At 76.1% G+C, this 15,701-nt stretch carries 12 protein-coding genes; 10 read left to right on the top strand and 2 right to left on the bottom strand.

Annotation, left to right across the window (positions count from 1 at the left end):
* Positions 1 to 53: 53 nt before the first annotated feature.
* Positions 54 to 941, bottom strand: a complete 888-nt coding sequence (locus Q0848_RS15900; RefSeq protein ID WP_299039274.1) for a PAC2 family protein — start codon at positions 939 to 941, stop codon at positions 54 to 56.
* A gap of 155 nt (positions 942 to 1,096) precedes the next feature.
* Between Q0848_RS15900 and metH the strand changes: the two genes are divergently transcribed.
* The 7 genes from metH (at position 1,097) to Q0848_RS15865 (ending at position 11,576) form a co-directional block, all read left to right on the top strand.
* A complete protein-coding gene (metH, locus tag Q0848_RS15895) occupies positions 1,097 to 4,669 on the top strand; it encodes a methionine synthase (RefSeq protein WP_299039272.1) in 3,573 nt (1,190 codons plus the stop codon).
* Between the two features lie 76 nt (positions 4,670 to 4,745).
* On the top strand, positions 4,746 to 5,477 hold the full coding sequence (locus tag Q0848_RS15890) for an HAD family phosphatase (protein ID WP_299039271.1): 732 nt from the start codon (positions 4,746 to 4,748) through the stop codon (positions 5,475 to 5,477).
* 110 nt (positions 5,478 to 5,587) lie between these two features.
* Entirely contained in the window at positions 5,588 to 7,267 is a 1,680-nt protein-coding gene (locus Q0848_RS15885) for an ABC transporter substrate-binding protein (RefSeq protein ID WP_299039270.1), read from the top strand.
* Positions 7,268 to 7,349: 82 nt separating this feature from the next.
* On the top strand, positions 7,350 to 8,354 hold the full coding sequence (locus Q0848_RS15880) for an ABC transporter permease (RefSeq protein ID WP_299039269.1): 1,005 nt from the start codon (positions 7,350 to 7,352) through the stop codon (positions 8,352 to 8,354).
* A 77-nt stretch (positions 8,355 to 8,431) separates the two neighbouring features.
* Entirely contained in the window at positions 8,432 to 9,325 is an 894-nt protein-coding gene (locus Q0848_RS15875) for an ABC transporter permease (RefSeq protein WP_366146644.1), read from the top strand.
* Between the two features lie 50 nt (positions 9,326 to 9,375).
* Positions 9,376 to 10,467: an ABC transporter ATP-binding protein gene (locus tag Q0848_RS15870; RefSeq protein ID WP_299039267.1), complete on the top strand. Its 1,092-nt coding sequence runs from the start codon at positions 9,376 to 9,378 to the stop codon at positions 10,465 to 10,467.
* A gap of 62 nt (positions 10,468 to 10,529) precedes the next feature.
* Positions 10,530 to 11,576 (top strand): oligopeptide/dipeptide ABC transporter ATP-binding protein, encoded by a 1,047-nt coding sequence (locus Q0848_RS15865; RefSeq protein ID WP_366146643.1) that lies wholly within the window; start codon positions 10,530 to 10,532, stop codon positions 11,574 to 11,576.
* 361 nt (positions 11,577 to 11,937) lie between these two features.
* Here Q0848_RS15865 and Q0848_RS15860 read toward each other — a convergent pair whose 3' ends face one another.
* Positions 11,938 to 12,489 carry a hypothetical protein gene (locus Q0848_RS15860; RefSeq protein WP_299039265.1) on the bottom strand — a complete coding sequence of 184 codons (552 nt, stop codon included), beginning with the start codon at positions 12,487 to 12,489 and terminating at the stop codon, positions 11,938 to 11,940.
* 129 nt (positions 12,490 to 12,618) lie between these two features.
* Between Q0848_RS15860 and Q0848_RS15855 the strand changes: the two genes are divergently transcribed.
* Genes Q0848_RS15855 through Q0848_RS15845 form a run of 3 tightly spaced genes read left to right on the top strand, consistent with a single transcriptional unit; the run spans position 12,619 to position 15,627 of the window.
* The gene (locus tag Q0848_RS15855) at positions 12,619 to 13,167 is read left to right on the top strand and encodes a DUF421 domain-containing protein (RefSeq protein WP_299039264.1); all 549 of its coding nucleotides are present in this window, start codon (positions 12,619 to 12,621) and stop codon (positions 13,165 to 13,167) included.
* A gap of 19 nt (positions 13,168 to 13,186) precedes the next feature.
* Positions 13,187 to 14,383 carry a site-2 protease family protein gene (locus Q0848_RS15850; protein ID WP_299039262.1) on the top strand — a complete coding sequence of 399 codons (1,197 nt, stop codon included), beginning with the start codon at positions 13,187 to 13,189 and terminating at the stop codon, positions 14,381 to 14,383.
* A complete protein-coding gene (locus Q0848_RS15845) occupies positions 14,380 to 15,627 on the top strand; it encodes a tRNA (adenine-N1)-methyltransferase (protein WP_299039260.1) in 1,248 nt (415 codons plus the stop codon). Before Q0848_RS15850 ends, Q0848_RS15845 begins: the two co-directional genes overlap by 4 nt.
* The last annotated feature ends 74 nt before the right edge of the window (positions 15,628 to 15,701 follow it).

The raw sequence follows: 15,701 nt of genomic DNA, 5'->3' as shown, positions 1-15,701 counted from the left end.
GACGTCGGCGTCGGGCTCCCCGGCGGGCCGTCAGCGCGGCGGCGCGCTGACGGCTACGCCGGGGCGGCCGGGCCCCGCCGGGGGCCCTCGTCCCCGCGGCGGCGCAGGTAGCGCTCGAACTCGCGGGCGATCGCCTCGCCGCTGGCCTCGGGGAGCTCGGCGGTGTCCTTGGCCTGCTCGAGCTGCTGGACGTACTCGCCGATCTCCTCGTCCTCCCCGGCGAGCTCGTCCACCCCGCGCTCCCAGGCCTCGGCCTCCTCGCCGAGGTCCTCGAGGGGCACGGGCGCGCCGAGGACCTCCTCCACCCGCCCCAGCAGGGCCAGGACGGCCTTCGGGGACGGCGACTGGCCGACGTAGTGGGGCACGGCCGCCCACAGGGAGACCGAGGCGAGCCCGCGCTCGGCCGCCGCCTCGGCCACCACGCCGACGATGCCCGTCGGGCCCTCGTAGCGGGACGGCTCGAGCGCGAGGTGCTCCATCGAGGGCGCGTCGCCGGTGCTCGTGATCGGGATGGGCCGGGTGTGCGGGACGTCGGCCAGGAGCGCGCCGAGCGTGACGACGGTCCGGGCCCCGACGGCCTCGGCGCGGTCGAGCAGCTCGGCGGTGTAGGAGCGCCAGCGCATCGAGGGCTCGATGCCGTGGACCAGCACGACGTCGCGCTCGCCGCCGGGCGGCCGGGTCCACGAGAGGCGGGTGGTCGGCCAGGTGATGCGCCGGCGGCCGTCCTCGTCGAAGCCGGTGACCGGCCGGTTGACCTGGAAGTCGTGGTAGTCCTCGGGGTCGAGCTCGCCGATCGGCGTCTCGCCCCAGACGCGCGCCAGGTGGTCCAGGGCGCCGCTCGCGGCCTCGGCGGCGTCGTTCCAGCCCTCGAAGGCCGCCAGGACGACCGGGTCGCGCAGCTCCGGCACCGCGTCCGGGACCCGCTCCGACTGCTCGCTCACTCGTCCTCCTCCTCGCCGCTCCCCGTCGCCTGCGGCCGCCCGGGGCGTCGTGCCGGCGCCCGGGTGCAGGGGCCTGCCTGCGGCCCCGGAGCAGCGCGTCCACCCTACGGGCGCTGCGCGGGGACGCCCGACGGCGACGCCTAGCATCGGCGGTCGTGAGCGACCGCCCCGCGCGCCTGCGCGCCGCCCTGTCCGAGCGCGTCCTGGTGGCCGACGGGGCGATGGGCACCATGCTCCAGGCGGCCGCCCCCGGGCTCGAGGACTTCGAGGGCCACGAGGGCTGCAACGAGGTCCTCAACGCCACGCGCCCCGACGTCGTCCGCTCGGTCCACGAGGCCTACCTGGACGTCGGGGTCGACCTGGTCGAGACCAACACCTTCGGCGCGAACTGGGCCAACCTCGCCGAGTACGGCATCGAGTCGCGCATCCGCGAGCTCGCCGCCGGCGGCGCCCGCGTGGCCCGCGAGGCCGCGGACGCCGCCAGCACCGCCGACCACGAGCGCTTCGTCCTCGGCTCCATGGGGCCCGGCACGAAGCTGCCGAGCCTCGGCCACGCGCCCTACGCCCTCCTGCGCGACGCCTACGCCGAGCAGGTGCTCGGGATGCTCGACGGCGGCGTCGACGCCGTCCTCGTCGAGACGGTCCAGGACCTCCTGCAGGCCAAGGCGGCCGTCGTGGGCGCGCGCCGGGCCATGCGCGAGGCCCGCGTGGACGTCCCCGTGCTCGTGCAGGTCACGGTCGAGACCACGGGCACCATGCTCCTCGGCAGCGAGATCGGGGCCGCGCTGACGGCGCTCGCCGCCCTCGGCGTGGACGGCGTCGGCCTCAACTGCGCCACCGGTCCCGCGGAGATGGGCGAGCACCTGCGCCACCTGGCCCGGCACTCCCCGGTGCCCGTGACCTGCATGCCGAACGCCGGCCTGCCCCAGCTGTCCAAGGACGGCGCGTACTACCCGCTCAGCCCCGGCGAGCTGGCCGAGGCCCACGACCGCTTCACGCGCGACTACGGCCTCGCCCTCGTCGGCGGCTGCTGCGGCACGACGCCCGAGCACCTGCGCCAGGTCGTCGAGCGCGTCGGCGGGCGCCCGGTGACGGCGCGCGACGCGCGGCCCGAGCCCGGCGTCGCGAGCATCTACCAGCACGTGCCGTTCGCCCAGGAGGCCAGCGTGCTGGCGATCGGCGAGCGCACGAACGCCAACGGCAGCAAGGCCTTCCGCGAGGCCATGGTCGCGGGGGACTGGGAGCGCTGCGTCGAGATCGCGCGCGGGCAGACCCGCGACGGCGCCCACCTGCTCGACGTCTGCGTCGACTACGTGGGCCGCGACGGCGTCGCGGACGTCCGGGAGGTCGTCAGCCGCCTGGCCACCGCCTCGACCCTGCCGCTCGTCATCGACTCCACCGAGCCCGCCGTCCTGGAGGCGGGGCTGGAGCTCGTCGGCGGGCGCGCCGTCGTCAACTCGGTGAACTACGAGGACGGCGACGGGCCCACGAGCCGCTTCGCCCGGATCATGCCGCTGGTGCGCGAGCACGGCGCCGCCGTCGTCGCCCTGACCATCGACGAGGCGGGCCAGGCCCGCACCGCCGAGACCAAGACGGCCATCGCCACCCGGCTCGTGGAGGACCTCACCGGCACGTGGGGGATGGACGAGGCGGACATCATCGTGGACGCCCTCACCTTCCCCGTGGCCACCGGGCAGGAGGAGACGCGCCGGGACGGCGTGGAGACGCTCGCCGCCATCCGCGAGATCAAGCGCCGCCACCCCCGCGTGCAGACGACGCTCGGGCTCTCGAACATCTCGTTCGGGCTCAACCCGGCGGCGCGCGCGGTGCTGAACTCGGTGTTCCTGCACGAGGCCGTCGAGGCGGGGCTCGACTCGGCCATCGTGCACGCCGCCCGGATCATGCCGATGGCGAGCATCCCCGAGGACCAGCGCGAGGCGGCGCTGGACCTCGTGCACGACCGGCGCCGCTACGACGCCGACGGCGGGGTCCTCTACGACCCGCTGCAGCGGGTCCTGGACCTCTTCGAGGGCGTGGACGCCGCCTCCGTGCGCGCCGACCGCGCCGCCGAGCTGATGGCGCTGCCGCTCGGGGAGCGCCTGTCCCGGCGCATCGTCGGCGGTGAGCGCAAGGGCCTGGACGCCGACCTCGACGAGGCCCTCGCGCAGGGGACGAGCCCGCTCGACGTCGTCAACGACCACCTGCTGGCCGGGATGAAGGAGGTCGGCGAGCTCTTCGGGTCGGGGCAGATGCAGCTCCCCTTCGTGCTGCAGTCGGCGGAGGTCATGAAGATCGCCGTGGCGCACCTGGAGCCGCACATCGAGGCCGAGGCCGCCGCGAGCGGCACGGCCCGCCAGGCGCGGGCCAAGATCGTGCTGGCGACCGTGAAGGGCGACGTCCACGACATCGGCAAGAACCTCGTGGACATCATCTTGTCCAACAACGGCTACGACGTGACGAACATCGGCATCAAGCAGCCGATCAGCGAGATCATCCGCGTCGCGGAGGAGACGGGCGCCGACGCCATCGGCATGAGCGGGCTGCTCGTGAAGTCGACCGTCGTCATGAAGGAGAACCTCGCCGAGCTCAACGAGCGCGGCCTCGCCGCGCGCTGGCCGGTCATCCTCGGCGGGGCGGCGCTCACGCGCGCCTACGTCGAGAACGACCTCGCCGAGCTCTACGAGGGCGAGGTGCGCTACGCCCGCGACGCCTTCGAGGGGCTGCGGCTGATGGACGCCGTCGCCGCGGCGCGCACGACGCCGGGCGCGTCGGTCTCCGACACGCTGCCGGCGCTGCGCCCGCGCCGGGTGCGCCGGCGCACGGGGGAGGAGGAGGCCGCCGTCGCCGAGGGCGAGGACGTGCGCGCGCGGCGCTCGGACGTCGCCCGCGACGTCGACGTCCCGGTGCCGCCGTTCTGGGGCACGCGCGTCGTCAAGGGCGTGCACCTGGCCGAGTACGCCTCCTACCTCGACGAGCGGGCCACCTTCCTCGGCCAGTGGGGCCTGCGCGGCGCCCGCGGGGGAGAGGGGCCCTCCTACGAGGAGCTCGTCGAGACCGAGGGCCGCCCGCGGCTGCGGATGTGGCTGGACCGCATCCGCACGGAGGGGATCACCCGCGCCGCCGTCGTCTACGGGTACTTCCCGGTCTGGTCCGAGGGCCAGGACCTCGTCGTGGCCCACCACGAGGGCGACGGCACGGGCGGGGAGCCGGGCACCGAGCGGCTGCGCTTCTCCTTCCCGCGCCAGCGCCGCGACCGGCGCCTGTGCCTGGCGGACTTCTTCCGCGACGCTGCGGAGGTGGAGGCGCTCGGGCGCCCCGACGTCCTGCCGCTGCAGCTCGTGACGATGGGCTCGCAGGTCGCCGAGGTGACCGGGGAGCTGTTCGCGCGCAACGCCTACCGGGAGTACCTGGAGCTGCACGGGCTGTCGGTCCAGCTCACCGAGGCGATGGCCGAGATGTGGCACGCCCGCGTGCGCGCCGAGCTCGGGTACGGCGGGCAGGACGCCGGCGAGCTCGACGAGGTCCTCGGCCAGGGCTACCGGGGGTCGCGGTACTCCTTCGGCTACCCGGCGTGCCCGGACCTGGAGAGCCGCGCCGACCTCGTGCGGCTGCTGGAGCCCGAGCGGATCGGCGTCGAGCTGTCCGAGGAGCTCCAGCTGCACCCCGAGCAGTCCACGGACGCCCTCGTCGTCCACCACCCCGAGGCGAAGTACTTCAACGCCGTCTGACGCGCCCCTCCCGTGCCCCGGGACGGGGCCGCGGGAGGGGCGGGGGCGGACCGGCGCCGCTGGCAGACTCGCGGGCATGCGCGCCGACACCCCCGCCCCGACCGCGACGGCGCCGGGGGAGGACGGCGTCCCCCTGCCCGCCGCGGTCCTCTTCGACATGGACGGCACGCTGGTGGACACCGAGCCGGTGTGGTGGGCGGCCGAGCGCGCGCTCGTCGAGGCCCACGGCGGCACGTGGACCGACTCCCAGGCGATGGCGCTGGTGGGCAACCAGCTCGAGGTCTCGGCCGAGGTGCTGCGGCGCGAGGGCGGCGTCGACCTCCCGGTGCGCGAGATCATCGAGCTGCTCGGGGCGCAGGTGGCCGCCGAGCTGCGCCGGGACCCGCGCTGGCGCCCCGGAGCGCTGGAGATGCTCACCGGGCTCGCCGAGCTCGGGGTGCCCCTCGCCCTCGTGACCATGTCGTGGCGGTCCATGGCCGACGCGATGCTCGACCACCTGCCGCAGGGCGCTTTCGACGCCGTCGTGACCGGTGACGCCTGCGACCGCGGCAAGCCCCACCCGGAGCCGTACCTGCGCGCGGCGGCGGCCCTCGGCGTGGACCCCGGCCGCTGCGTGGCCGTGGAGGACAGCCCGACGGGGCTGGCCTCCGCGGAGGCCGCCGGGGTGCCCGTGCTGGTGGTGCCGCACGTCGTGGAGATCCCCGAGGGCCCGCGGCGGACGGTCGTGCCCACGCTCGCCGGGGTGGCGCCGCAGGACCTGCTCGTCCTCGTCCGCGGGCAGGAGCACGGGACCGTCACCCGATCGTGACCGTGCCGACACCGGCTGGTCGCGCACCGTCCGCGCCCGGCTGCGGCTAGCGTCGCCCCGCCGTGGACCGGACGGGTCACGGCGTCCGACGAGACGACGGAGTGCGACCCATGGTGCGGAGCATCGGAGGACGGGCCGCGGCCCTGCTGGCGGCCGGCGCGCTGCTGGTGACGGCCGGCTGCGCGGAGAGCGACCGGGACGCCGGGGGCGGCGACGCCAGCGGGGGCGGCGAGGGCGGCGGCGGGGGGACCTTCGTCTTCGCGGCGAGCTCGGACCCGGTCGTGCTCGACCCGGCCTTCGCCAGCGACGGCGAGACCTTCCGCGTGGCGCGGCAGATGTTCGAGGGCCTCGTCGGCACCGAGCCGGGCACGCCCGACCCGGCGCCGCTGCTCGCCGAGTCGTGGGAGACGAGCGAGGACGGCCTGACCTACACGTTCGACCTGCGCGAGGACGTCACCTTCCACGACGGGACGACCTTCGACGCGGCGGCGGTCTGCGCCAACTTCGACCGCTGGCACGGCTGGACCGGCCTGCAGCAGAACGAGAACATCTCCTACTACTACAACTCGATCTTCCAGGGCTTCGCCGAGAGCGAGGACCCCGAGCTCGAGGACGGCCTGTACGAGAGCTGCGAGGCGCAGGACGAGCAGACGGCCGTCATCACCCTCACGCGGCCGTTCGCCGGCTTCATCGCCTCGCTCTCGCTGCCGGCCTTCTCCATGCAGAGCCCGACGGCGCTGGAGGAGTTCGACGCGGACAACATCTCCGGCAGCGCCGACGACGTGCGCTTCAGCGCCTACGGCACGGAGAACCCCACGGGCACCGGCCCGTTCCAGTTCGAGAGCTGGGAGCGCGGCCAGTCGGTGACGCTCACCCGCTACGACGACTACTGGGGCGACGTCGCCCAGCTCGACACGGTCGTGATCCAGACGATCGCCGACGGCAACGCCCGCCGCCAGGCCCTCGAGGGCGAGCAGATCGACGGCTACGACCTCGTGGCCCCCGGCGACGTCCAGGCCCTGGAGGACGCCGGCTTCCAGGTCGAGGACCGGCCGGCCTTCAACGTGCTCTACCTCGGCATGAACCAGGCCGTGCCCGAGCTGGCCGACCCCCGGGTCCGCCAGGCCATCGCGCACGCCATCGACAAGGACGCCGTCATCAGCCAGTCGATGCCCGAGGGCTCGACCCCCGCGACGCAGTTCATGCCCGAGATCGTCACGGGGTACTCCGACGACGTCGAGACCTACGACTACGACCCGGCGCGGGCGCAGGAGCTGCTGGCCGAGGCCGGTCAGAGCGACCTGAGCATCGACTTCGTCTACCCCACGGGCGTCTCCCGGCCGTACATGCCGAGCCCGGAGGACACCTTCGTCGCGATCCGCAGCCAGCTCGAGGCCGCGGGCATCACCGTGAACCCGGTCGCCCTGCCGTGGTCGCCCGACTACCTCGACCGCATCCAGGGCAGCGAGGACCACGGCCTGCACCTGCTCGGGTGGACCGGCGACTACAACGACCCCGACAACTTCGTCGGCGTCTTCTTCGGCACCCCGAAGAACGAGTGGGGCTTCGACAACCCCGAGCTGTTCTCCGCGCTCTCGCAGGCCCGCGGGCTGCCGACCGCCGACGAGCAGGGCCCGGCCTACGAGGCGATCAACCAGCAGGTCATGGAGTTCCTGCCGGGCGTGCCGATCGCCTCCCCGGTGCCGTCGCTGGCCTTCGCGCCGGAGGTCGAGGGCTACGAGACGAGCCCCGTCCAGGACGAGGTGTGGAACGGGGTGACGGTCAGCTGACCGCCGCCCTCCGCGCGCCGGCCGCCCCCCTCGCGGGGGCGGCCGGCGCGCCCACACCCCCGCCCGTCCAGGAGAGCCCGTCGTGCTGAGGTTCCTCGTGCGCCGCCTGGCGCTCCTCGTCCCGGTCCTGCTGGGACTGTCCGTGCTGCTCTTCGCGTGGCTGCGCGCCCTGCCGGGCGACCCCGCCCGCACCCTGCTGGGGGAGCGGGCGACGCCCGCCGCCGTCGAGCGCATCACCGCCGCCTACGGCTTCGACCAGCCGCTGCCCGTGCAGTACGTGACCTACCTGGGCCGGCTGCTGCAGGGGGACCTCGGCACCTCCTCGCGCACGGGCGAGCCCGTGCTCGAGAGCTTCCTGCTGCGCTTCCCCGCGACCATCGAGCTGGCGGTCGCCGCCCTGCTCATCGCGGTCCTGCTCGGCATCCCGCTCGGCTACGCGGCCGCGCGGCGCCACGGCGGCCCGCTCGACAGCCTCCTGGTGGGCGGGTCGCTGCTGGGCACGGTCATCCCCGTCTTCTTCCTGGCCTACCTGCTCAAGCTCGTCTTCGCCGTCCAGCTCGGCTGGCTGCCGACGGCGGGGCGCCAGGACCCGCGCATCGACGCCACGCACGTGACGAACTTCTACGTGCTCGACGGGCTGCTCACGCGCGAGTGGGACGCCTCGTGGGACGCGGTCGTCCACCTCGTGCTGCCGGCGCTGGCGCTGGGCACCATCCCGCTCGCCATCATCGTCCGCATCACCCGCGCCTCGGTGCTCGAGGTGACCGGCCAGGACTACGTCCGCACGGCCGAGGCCAAGGGGCTCGCCCGCTCGCTCGTGCGCCGCCGCCACGTCCTGCGCAACGCGATGCTCCCCGTCCTGACGACGGTGGGGCTGCAGACCGGCCTGCTGCTGTCCGGCGCGGTGCTCACCGAGACCGTCTTCGCCATCAACGGCATCGGCGGCTACCTGTTCGACTCCATCTCGACCCTGGACTACCCCGTGCTGCAGGGCTTCATCCTCTTCATCGCGCTCGTCTACGCGCTCGTCAACCTCCTGGTCGACGTCAGCTACGGCCTCGTCGACCCGCGGGTGCGCGTCTCGTGAGCGGCGTCCACCTCCCGCCCGCGGGCGGGCCCCCCGGCGCTCCCGAGGCCGACCCGCCGCCCGGTACGCCGGCCGAGCTGGCGCTGGAGCCGCAGGCCGAGGACGAGCGCGGCACCAGCCTGTGGCGCGGCGCCTGGCGCCGGCTGCGCCGCGACCCGGCGGCGATCGTCGGCGCCGTCATCGTGGGCGCCTTCGTGCTGGTCGCGGTGCTCGCGCCGCTCATCGCGCCGTACGCGCCGGCCGGGGCGCAGTGGGCGGGCCAGGTCACGCCGTCGTCCGTCCCCGGTCCCAGCGACGACCACCTGCTCGGGCTGGACTCCTTCGGCTCCGACCTGCTCACCCAGCTCGTCTACGGCGCCCGCCAGTCGCTGGTCATCGGCGTCGTGTCGACCGTCATCGGCCTCGGAGCCGGCACGGTCCTGGGCCTGCTCGCCGGGGCCTTCGGCGGCTGGGTGGACGTCGCGGTGATGCGCGTCGTCGACATCATGCTGTCGATCCCGAGCCTGCTGCTGGCCGTCAGCATCGCCGCCGTCGTGGGGCCCAGCGCCACGGCGCTGATGATCGCCATCGGCGCGGCCCAGGTGCCCATCTTCGCCCGGCTGCTGCGCGGGTCGATGCTCGGCCAGCGCGGCTCGGACTACGTGCTCGCGGCGTCCTCGCTCGGCCTGCGACGGCGGCGCGTGGTGATGAGCCACATGCTCCCGAACTCCCTCAGCCCCGTCATCGTGCAGGGGACGCTCACGCTGGCGACGGCGATCATCGAGGTGGCCGCGCTGTCCTACCTGGGGCTCGGCGACCCCAACCCGACCGTGGCGGAGTGGGGACGCATGCTCGTGCGCGCCCAGGACCGCCTGGCGACCGACCCGCACCTGGCGATCCTGCCGGGCGTCTGCATCGCCGTCACCGCGCTGGGGTTCACGCTGTTCGGCGAGGCCCTGCGCGAGTCCCTCGACCCCACCTTCCGCCGGTGAGCACGCCCGCCGGCGCCCCCGCCGACCCCGGTGCCCACCGCAGGAGCCCCATGCCCGACCGCAGGCCGCCGTCCGCCGTCCCCTCGGCCCGCCCCGGGGGCGGGGCCGTCCCGGCGCCGGAGGGGGAGGCGCTGCTCGAGGTCCGCGACCTCGGCGTCGAGTTCGTCCGGCGCGGGGCGGAGCCCGTGCGCGCCGTCGACGGCGTCAGCCTGTCTGTGCGCCCGGGCGAGGTCCGGGGCCTGGTGGGGGAGTCGGGCAGCGGCAAGTCCGTGACCTCGCTCGCCGTCATGGGGCTGCTGCCGCGCCGCAGCAGCCGCGTCACCGGATCGGTGCGCCTGGCGGGGACGGAGCTGCTCGGGATGGCGCCGAAGCGCCTGGCCGCGCTGCGCGGGGACCAGATGGCCATGGTCTTCCAGGACCCGATGAGCTCGCTGAACCCGGTCGTGCCGATCGGGACGCAGGTCACCGAGGTCCTGCGCACGCACACCGACGTCGACCGCGCGGCGGCGCGGGACGAGGCCGAGGACCTGCTGCGCCGGGTCGGCATCCCCGACCCGCGGCGCCGGCTGCGGGACTACCCGCACCAGCTCTCGGGGGGCATGCGCCAGCGCGCCCTCATCGCCATCGCCCTGGCGTGCAAGCCGCGGCTGCTCATCGCCGACGAGCCCACGACGGCGCTGGACGTGACCATCCAGGCGCAGGTGCTGGAGCTGCTGCGCCAGCTCGTGGGGGAGACGGGGACCGCCATGCTGCTCATCACGCACGACCTCGGCGTCGTGGCCGGGCTCTGCGACGACGTGACGGTGATGTACTCCGGCCGCGTCGTCGAGGAGGCCTCGCGCCGCGAGCTGTTCGGCCGCCCCGCGCACCGGTACACCGAGGGCCTGCTGGCCTCGGTGCCCCGGATGGACGCACCGCGCGGCGAGCCGCTGCGCCCCATCCCGGGCACGCCGCGGGACCTGCTGCCGTGGTCGCGGGCGTGCGCCTTCGCGCCCCGCTGCGCGCACGCCGACCGGGCCTGCGCCGACCCCGACCTGGCTCTGCGCGAGCTGCAGGGGCTGCCGGCCGGGCACCTCGCGCGCTGCGCGCACCCGGCGCTGCCCGAGAGCGCCGCGCCCGTGACGGCCGGGGTCGGCGCGTGAGCGCCCGCGAGGCGGCGGGCACCGCGTCGACGCGTCCCGCCGAGGGGACCGACGACGACGTCCTGCTACGCGTGCGGGGGCTGCAGGTGCACTTCCCGATCAAGAAGGGCCTGCTGCTGGACCGCACGGTCGGCCACGTGCGGGCCGTCGACGGCGTGGACCTGGACCTGCGGCGCGGCCAGACGTACGGCCTCGTCGGCGAGTCCGGCTGCGGCAAGTCGACCCTCGGCCGGGCCGTGCTGCGCCTGGAGGAGCCGACGGCGGGCAGCGTCGAGCTGGACGGGCAGGACGTCCTCGCGCTGGGGCGGGGCGAGCTCCGCTCGCTGCGCCGGCGCATGCAGATGGTCTTCCAGGACCCGATGTCGAGCCTGGACCCGCGCCAGAGCGTCGAGAGCATCCTCACCGAGCCGCTGCGCGCGCACGGGGTGCCCGGCGGGCCCGCCGCCTGGCGCGAGCGGGTGCTGGAGCTGCTCGAGGTCGTCGGGCTGCCGGCCAGCGCCGCGGCCCGCTACCCCCACGAGTTCTCCGGCGGCCAGCGCCAGCGGATCGGCATCGCCCGGGCCGTGGCGCTGTCGCCCGACCTCGTGGTCGCCGACGAGCCCGTGAGCGCGCTCGACGTCTCGGTGCAGGCGCAGGTCGTCAACCTCCTGGAGGAGCTGCAGGACCGCCTGGGCCTGACCTACCTCGTCATCGCCCACGACCTCGCCGTGGTGCGGCACATCAGCGACGTCGTCGGGGTGATGTACCTCGGCGTCGTCGTCGAGCAGGCGCCCAGCGACGAGCTCTACGCGAACCCGCTGCACCCGTACACGCTGTCGCTGATGTCGGCGATCCCCGTGCCCGACCCGGCCGTGGAGGACTCGCGCGAGCGGATCCTGCTGACCGGCGACCTGCCGAGCCCGGCGAACCCCCCGTCGGGCTGCCGCTTCCACACCCGGTGCCCGTTCCGGCAGGCGACGCGCTGCCACGACGAGGTGCCCCTCCCGCGCGAGCTGGCGCCCGACCACGTGGTCGCCTGCCACTGGGCCGAGGAGGTCCGCGACGGGCGGGTCCGCGCGAGCTCGGCCTCGCACGACCCGACCGCCGTCGTGGCCGACGAGCGGGCCTGAGCGCTCCCGGGGGGGCCTGAGCGGGCCCGGGCGTCGCACCCGCGGCGGCCGGGCCCGCTCGGGAGACAGCTCGGGGAGACAGCTCAGCGGCCGGGACCGGGCAGCCGGTGGGCGGCGCTGCCGACGAGCTCGAGCGAGACCTGCAGCCGCTCGAGGCTGACCTCGCCCGGCCACCGCGTCCTCGGGGGAGTGGCAGGCGGCTCGAGGACCGGCTGCGCCTCGAGCTCGCGCGCGTCCTGCGGCCCCTGGCCACCGAGGGCCCGAGGGCGCCAGTCCTGACGTGCGGGACGTCACGGGCGGATCCGTGACCGCAGGCGTCCGACCGGCTCCGCCGGTCGGACGCGGCGCTCGACCCCGCGAGCTAGGGCACGACGCCGAGCAGGTCGGGCACGAGCGCGAGCGCCACGAGGCGCACCGCCCGGCCCGCCAGGCACGCCGCGAGGAAGACGCCCAGGGGCAGTCGGGAGGCGCCCGCGGCGGCGGAGACGACGAGGAGCGGCGGCACCCCGGCGACGCCCGACAGCAGGACGACGGCTGCGCCCCACGGACCGGACAGGACCCGCAGGCACCAGGCCGTGAGCCGGCGCAGCAGGCGGCCCGCGCGCGCCCACGGCCCTCCGTCCGCCGCGGCGGGAGCGGTCTGCCCGGCCCGGCCCATCGCCTCCAGGGCGTGGCGGTGCAGGCGCCGCGACCACCGGGAGCGCCCCGCGGAGCGGACGGCGACGAAGATCGCGCCCTTCCCGGCGCTCTGCCCCAGCGCCGCGGCCAGGGCCACGGCGACCCCGACGCCCCCCGGCTGCACGGCCGCGACCGCGACGACGTAGGCCTCGACCGCCAGCACGGGGACCACGGAGGAGACGGCGCCGACCGCGAGCCCGGAGAGCACGAGGGCCCAGAGCGCGCCGTCACCCACGCCGCTCCCCCCGCCGCCGGGCGGACCCCGGCGCGCGTCGCAGCATGGCATCTGCGCCGGTCCGGCGGCGGCCGGACGCGGGCTCCCTCCCGGTGGGCCGGAAGGGCCCGGATGGGACACCCTCGTGCCATGTGGTTCGACGCGTGGAGCGACCTGGTCCGAGTCCTCCTGGTGGGGACGGCGGCGTACGTCTTCCTCGTCGTGCTGCTGCGGCTGTCGGGCAAGAGGACGCTGGCCAAGCTCAACGCCTTCGACCTCGTCGTCACCGTCGCCCTGGGCTCGACGCTCGCGACCATCCTGCTCAGCTCCGACGTCGCGTGGGTCGAGGGCGCGCTGGCGCTCGTGCTGCTCGTCGCGCTCCAGCTCGTGGTGGCGTGGACGACGGCCCACTGGCCGGCCAGCCGCAAGGCCGTGACGGCGTCGCCGACGCTGCTGCTCTGGCACGGCGAGGTGCGCGAGGACGCCCTGCGCGACCACCGGGTGTCGCAGAGCGAGCTGCGGCAGGCGGTGCGCTCGGGGAGCAGCGGCGACCTGTCCCAGGTCGGGGCCGTGGTGCTCGAGAGCGACGGCACCCTCAGCGTCATCCCGGCCTCGTCACTGGGGGACGCCTCCGCGCTCGCCGGCGTGCCGGGCGCCGAGAGCGCGCCCGCCCCCAGCACCGCCCGCCGCACCGCCTGAGCGCCCGTACGCTCGGGGGGTGCACGCCCCCGCCGCCCGCCCGCAGCCCCCGGCCGCGGGTCCGCCCCCTCGGCTCGACGCCGACGGCTGGCGCCTCGGCACGATCGCCGGCGTCCCCGTCGTCCTCGCCCGCTCGTGGGTGGTCATCGCGGTCGTCATCACGCTGCTGTTCGCGCCCACGGTGGCGCGCACGGCGCCCGAGCTCGGCGGCGCCGGCTCGGTGGTCGTCGCCCTCGCGTACGCGCTGGTGCTCGCGCTGTCGGTGCTCGTCCACGAGGTCGCGCACGCGCTGACCGCCCGCGCCGTCGGCCTGCCGCCCACCCGCATCGTCCTGACGCTCTGGGGCGGCCACACGACCTTCGCCTCCGACGCCGCGACGCCGGGGCGCAGCTTCGTCGTCTCCGCGGTCGGGCCGGCGTCCAACGCCCTGCTGGCCGGCCTCGGCGCGCTCCTGGTCCTGCTGACCACGCCGGGGAGCCTGGCGTGGCTGCTGCTGTCGGCCCTCACGCTGGCCAACCTGTTCGTCGCGGTCTTCAACGTGCTGCCCGGCCTGCCGCTCGACGGCGGCCGGATGCTCGAGGCCGGCGTCTGGGCCGCCACCGGCGACCGGCTGCGCGCGACGGTCGTCGCCGCGTGGGCCGGGCGCGTGCTCGCGGTCGCCGCCGTGGTCGTCCTGCTGGGGCTCCCGCTGCTGCGCGGCGAGGTGCCCTCCCTCCTCTTCGTCGCGTGGGCGGCCCTGGTCGCCGGGACGCTGTGGACCGGCGCCAGCGCCGTCCTGGCCGACGCGCGGCTGCGCGGCCGGGTGGCCTCCCTGCGCGCCGAGTCCCTGGCCGTGCGCGCCGTCGGCGTCCCGAGCCGCGCCGTGGTGGCCGAGGTGGCGTCGGTCGCCGACGCGGCGGGCGCCGGGGAGGTCGTGCTCGTGGCCGACGACGGGCGCCCGGTCGCCCTGGTGGACCGCGACGCCGTCGGCCGGGTGCCGCGCGAGCGCTGGGGCGCCGTCCCCGCCTCGTCCGTGGCGCGCCCGCTGACCGGACCGCCGCTGCCGCGCGACGCGGCGGGCCAGCACCTGGTGCAGCTGCTGGCCGCCGCGGGCGGCCACCCGGAGGCGGTGACGGGCGGCGAGGTCGCCGCCGTCGTCGACGGGGCGGGCCGGGTCGTCGGCGTGCTGCGCGGCGCCGACGTCGTGGCCGCCGCCCGGCGGGGAGCGGCCGCGTGAGCGCCGCGGACGGCGCGGGCACGCGGGGCGGTGGCGTCGGTCCCACCGGTGCGGCTGTGCGCCGCGGCCCCCTGCGCGCGGGCGAGCGCGTCCAGCTCACCGACCCCCGCGGGCGGCTGCACACCATCACCCTCGGCGCGGGGAACGAGTTCCACACCCACCGCGGGCACGTCAAGCACGACGACCTGATCGGCGGACCCGAGGGCGTCGTCGTCGGCAGCACCTCCGGCGCGGAGTACCTGGCGCTGCGGCCGCTGCTCGCCGACCACGTCCTCTCGATGCCCCGCGGCGCCGCCGTCGTCTACCCCAAGGACGCGGGGCAGGTGGTGGCGATGGCCGACGTCTTCCCCGGGGCGCGCGTCGTCGAGGCCGGCGTCGGCTCCGGGGCGCTGAGCATGTCGCTGCTGCGCGCCGTCGGCGACGAGGGGCACCTGCACTCCTTCGAGCGGCGCGAGGACTTCGCCGACATCGCCCGGGCCAACGTGGAGGGGTTCTTCGGCGGACCCCACCCCGCGTGGCGGATCACCGTCGGCGACCTGGCCGAGGAGCTCGGCGCCGCGGAGGAGCCGGGGTCCGTCGACCGGGTCGTCCTGGACATGCTGGCCCCCTGGGAGTGCCTGGACGCCGTGGCCACGGCGCTCGCGCCCGGCGGGGTGCTCATCTGCTACGTCGCCACCGCCACGCAGCTGTCCCGCACGGCCGAGGACCTGCGCGCCGACGGGCGCTGGACCGAGCCGGCCGCCTGGGAGTCCATGGTCCGCGGCTGGCACCTCGAGGGCCTGGCGGTGCGGCCGCAGCACCGGATGGTCGGCCACACCGGCTTCCTGCTCACCGCGCGCCGGATGGCCGAGGGCGTCGTCGCCCCGCTGCGCCGTCGACGCCCGGCCAAGGGCACGGCCGCCTCGACGCCGGGCGTCCGCAGCGGCGGGCCGCTCCCGGACGCCGACGCACCCGACGACGCCCTCGAGGACGCCGGGGCGAGCACCGGCTGGGGCGTCGAGGAGGACTGGTCGCCCGAGTCGCTGGGCGAGCGGGCTGTCTCCGACAAGAAGGTCCGCCGCGTCCGTCGTGACGTGACGGCGCGCCGGGACGCCCAGGTCGAGGAGGCCCGGGTCGAGGAGCCCCGGGTCGAAGAGCCCCAGGTCTGGGACGCCGAGGTCGGGGACGCACGGGCGGGCTCGGGCGACGGCGCCGGGACCACGGAGCCCGAGGGCGGCGCGGAGCCCGGGCCCTCGTCGGGCTGACGGGGCCCGCGCCGCCGTCTCGCGGACCGACCTGCACGGCCTGTCCCGCCCCTGTCGGGCCCCCGGGTTACTGT

Source organism: uncultured Pseudokineococcus sp. (assembly GCF_947495735.1).
Taxonomy (GTDB): Bacteria; Actinomycetota; Actinomycetes; order Actinomycetales; family Quadrisphaeraceae; genus Pseudokineococcus.
Note: the sequence above shows the minus strand (reverse complement) of the source record. Positions and strands in the feature narration are given on the sequence as shown.